This window comes from Streptomyces sp. NPDC088246 (genome assembly GCF_044741025.1).
Classification (GTDB): domain Bacteria; phylum Actinomycetota; class Actinomycetes; order Streptomycetales; family Streptomycetaceae; genus Streptomyces.
This window is the reverse complement of sequence record NZ_JBIURV010000133.1, coordinates 1-4,657: the sequence shown is the minus strand read 5'-3', so window position 1 is coordinate 4,657 and position 4,657 is coordinate 1. Positions and strand designations below refer to the sequence as shown.

1 protein-coding gene is annotated in these 4,657 nt (G+C 70.8%); it reads left to right on the top strand.

The annotated features are described in order from the left end of the window. Positions 1–20: 20 nt before the first annotated feature. The coding region (locus tag ACIPEK_RS46190) for an amino acid adenylation domain-containing protein (protein ID WP_402008916.1) at positions 21–4,657 on the top strand (4,637 nt) is incomplete at its 3' end.

Sequence of the window (4,657 nt, the reverse complement as noted above, 5' to 3'; positions counted from 1 at the left end):
GGGCTGCGCTGGATGCGATCGTGACCCGGCACGAGGTGCTGCGGACCCGCCTCGTCGCCGGCCCGGACGGAGTCGCGCACCAGGTCATCGACCCGTCGGCCCCCATGCCCCTGCCGCTCGTGGACCTCTCCGCCGACCCGAGCCCACAGGACGCCGCCGGCCGTCTCCTCGCGCAGATCGGTTCGGTGTCGTTCGATCTGGCGAACGGCCCCCTGATCCGCGCCACGCTGATCCGGCTGGGTGACGACGAGCACGTGCTCGCCCTGGTGATGCACCACGTGGCGTCCGACGAATGGTCGGACCGCATCCTGCGCCGCGAACTCCTCGCACTCTACGAGGCGTTCCATGCAGGGCGGCCGGACCCGCTGCGGCCGCTCGTGTTCCAGTACGCCGATGTCGCCGCGTGGCAGCGCCAATGGCTGACCGGCGACGTGCTCGACGGTCAGCTGGACTACTGGCGTCGCACCCTGGCAGCCCTGCCGACGCTCGAGCTGCCGACCGACCGGCCGCGTCCGGCGGTGCGCTCCACCGAGGGTGCGGTGAGCCGGTTCACCGTGCCGGCCGGTACGGCGCGAGCGCTGCGCGCGCTGTCCCGGGAGCACGGCACGACGATGTTCATGACGCTCCTCGCGGCGTTCGACATCCTCATGGGCCGCTACGCCGGCACGGACGACGTCGTGGTCGGCACGCCGGTCGCGAACCGGAACCGTGCCGAGACCGAGGACCTGATCGGGTTCTTCGTCAACACCCTCGTCATGCGCACCGACCTGTCCGGCGACCCGACGTTCAGCGAAGTCCTGCACCGCGTACGGGACACCGCGCTCGGCGCCTACGCACACCAGGACCTGCCCTTCGAGCAGCTGGTCGACGACCTCGTCACGGAACGCGACCGGTCTCGTACCCCGCTCTTCCAGACGCTCTTCAGCTATGTCGCCGAGGAGTCCACCGGATCCGTTGCACGCCGCAGCGCAACCGGATCCGACGGCGCGCCGGACGCGACGCCGACCCGGGAATCCGCCGGGCCGGGGTTCGTACCGGAGTTCCTGCCGGTCAAGTTCGACCTGATGGTGACCCTGGGTGAAGGCGAGAGTGACGGTTCTCTTGCCGGAGAGATCCAGTACAGCACCGCCCTCTTCGACGCCACGACCGTGGCGCGGATGACCGGGCACCTGCTCACCCTCCTGGAGGCCGTCGCCGACGACGATGCGGACCGGCGGATCGGCGATCTGCCGGTCCTGACCGCTGGCGAGCGCGACCGGCTCCTGCGCGAGTGGACCGACAACGCGGCCCCCCTGCCGCCGGTGAGCGGTATGCACCAGCTGATCGCCGGACGGGCGCTCGCGACACCGGACGCGGTGGCTGTCGTATCGGGAGAAGAGACCCTCACCTACAGCGAGTTGATGGCTCGCGCCAACCGCCTCGCCCACCACCTGCGCGACGCGGGCGTCGGTGCCGAGTGCGCGGTGGCCCTCTGCCTGGAACGCGGACCGGACATGGTCGCCGCGGTCCTCGCTGTCTGGCAGGCAGGGGCGGCCTACGTGCCCCTCGACCCGGGCTACCCGACGGACCGCCTGGAGTTCATGCTCGCGGACAGTGGCGCCACCGTCCTGGTCGGCCACCGTCGCGTCGCGGCCGACCTGGCCGCGCGAGGCGCGCTGGACACCGTGGTGTGGTGGGACGACCCCGCCACCCGTAAGGCCATCGCGACACGGCCGACCACGTCCCCCGACGTACCGGTCCACCCCCAGCAGCTCGCGTACGTCATCTACACCTCGGGCTCGACCGGCCGCCCGAAGGGCGTGCAGATCACCCACGGGGGCGTCGTGAACCGCCTCTCGTGGATGCAGGACCAGCACCGGCTGACGGCGGCGGACCGGGTCCTCCACAAGACGCCGCTCACGTTCGACGCTTCCGTGTGGGAACTCCTCTGGCCGCTGGTGAACGGTGCCGAGCTCGTTCTCGCCGCCCCCGGACTCCAGGGCGACCTGGACTACCTGGTGGAACTCCTGGAGTCCCGGCGGATCACGGTGGTGCAGTTCGTCCCCTCGCTGTTCAAGCTGTTCGTCACCCACACCTGGCCGTCGTCCCTGTCCGCGCTGCGCGCGGTGTTCTGCGGGGGTGAGGCGCTGGCGGCGGCCGACGTGGCCCGCTTCTACGCGAAGAACGCGACGGCGGTCGTGGCCAACCTGTACGGCCCGACCGAGAACACCATCGACGCGGCGAGCACCGTCTGCTCACGCGTGGACGCCATGACGGACTGGTCGCCCGGCGGCCTCGTGCCGATCGGCCTGCCGCTGACGAACGTACGGTTGATGGTCCTGGACGAGCGGCTGAACCCGGTGCCGGTCGGCATCGCGGGCGAGCTGTACATCGCCGGCGCCGGCCTCGCCCGTGCCTACGGGCATCGGCCCGCGCTGACCGCGGAACGGTTCGTGGCCGATCCGTTCGCGGGCGACGGCTCCCGGGCCTACCGGTCGGGCGACCAGGTGCGCTGGCGCGCCGACGGGCGCCTCGAATTCCTCGGCCGTATCGACCAGCAGGTCAAGGTCCACGGCTTCCGCATCGAACCGGGAGAGATCGAGGAGGCGCTCACCGGCCATCCCCGCGTGCGGTCCGCGGTCGTGACCGCCTGGGGCGAGGGGGAGGACCGCCGCCTGGTGGCCTACCTGGTGCCGGCCGACCACACCGAGGGCATACCCGCGGTCGGTGATCTGCGCGAGCACCTGCGGCGCAGCGTTCCCGAGTTCATGGTCCCGTCGGTCTTCGTCGAGCTGGCCGACCTCCCCCTGGCCCCCAACGGCAAGCTCAACCGGGCCGCACTGCCGGAACCGGAGATCGGCCGCCCCGACGCGGACGCGTTCGTGGCACCCGCGGGCGCTGTGGAAGAGCTCCTCGCCGGGATCTGGAACCAGGTCCTGGGCATCGACCGGGTCGGCGCGGAGGACAACTTCTTCGAGCTGGGCGGGCACTCGCTCCTCGCCACCCAGGTGATCTCCCGCATACGCGCCGTCCTGGGCGCCGAGGTCCCGCTGTCGGCACTCTTCGACCACCCGACCGTACGTGGCCTGGCGGCGACGATCGCGGGGTCGGCCGAGCAGCCCGGCCTCCAACCGGTGACGCCCGTCGACCGGAACCAGGTACTGCCGCTGTCGTTCGCGCAGCAGCGGCTGTGGTTCCTGGACCGGCTGGAGCCCGGATCGCTGGAGTACAACCTGCCGATGCGGGTGCGGATGGGCAGTGACCTGGACATCTCCGCACTCCAGGCGGCCCTGACCGCGATCGTCGCACGGCACGAGGTACTGCGGACGCGGCTGGTCGCGGGCGCGGACGGTGTGCCGCACCAGGTGATAGCCCCGCTGGCGACCTTCCCGTTGCCGGTGATCGACGTGTCGGGGGAGGGCGCACCGCTCCGCGTGGCCGAGAAGCTCGTCGCGGCGGACGAGGCGACCCCGTTCGACCTCTCCGACGGCTCCCTGATCCGCGCCACGCTCATCCGGGTGGCGTCCGACGAACACGTCCTGGCGCTGTCCATGCACCACGTCGTCTCCGACGAATGGTCGACGCGCATCTTCCAGCGCGAACTGATGCACCTGTACGACGTGCTGCGCAGGGGCGGCGTGCCGTCGCTGCCGCCCCTGCCCGTCCAGTACGCGGACTTCGCGGTCTGGCAGCGGCAGCGGCTCACCGGCGAGGTGCTCGACGCACAACGCGCCTACTGGCGGGAGCAGCTGGCCGGGGCTCCGACCCTGGAGCTGCCCACGGACCGGCCGCGTCCCGCGGTGTGGTCACCGGTCGGCGCGACGACACGGTTCGAGGTCCCGGAACCGACGATGGCAGCACTGAGGGCCGTGTCCCGCGAGCACGGCACGACGATGTTCATGACGCTGCTGGCCGCGTTCAACGTGCTGCTGGGCCGGTACGCGGGGTCGGACGACGTGGTGGTCGGCACCCCGGTCGCGAACCGGAACCGTGCCGAGACCGAAGACCTGATCGGCTTCTTCGTCAACACGCTCGTGATGCGCACCGATCTGTCCGGCGACCCGACGTTCGAGGAACTCCTCGGCCGTGTACGGAAGATGGCCCTGGACGCCTATGCGCACCAGGACCTGCCGTTCGAGCAGCTGGTGGACGAACTCGTCACTGAGCGGGACCGGTCGCGCAGCCCGCTGTTCCAGGTGCTGTTCAACTACTTCACCGGGGACGGCCGGTCCAGCGACGGCCGCACCGGCGACGACCCCCTCGACCCCGAGTCGTTCACGGACGACACCGGAACCAGCATGACCAACCGGTTCGACGTGCGACTGGTGCTGACGGACGGCGGAGGCGCACTGTCCGGAGCGATCGAGTACAGCACCGCGCTCTTCGACGCGGCCACGATCGAGCGGATGGCGGGGCATCTCGTCGCACTCCTCGACACCCTGGCCACGGATACGGGCCGATGCCTCGATGAACTGCCGGTACTGACGGAGGCGGAGCATGAGCAGGTCGTACGTGAGTGGAACGCGACGGTCGAGCCGCTGCCCGTGGTGGGTGGGGTGCACGAGCTGATTGCCGCGCGTGCAGGGTCGATGCCGGGTGCGGTGGCGGTGGTCTGCGGTGAGGTGTCGGTCGAGTACGGGGAGTTGATGGGCCGGGCGAATCGTCTGGCGCATTACCT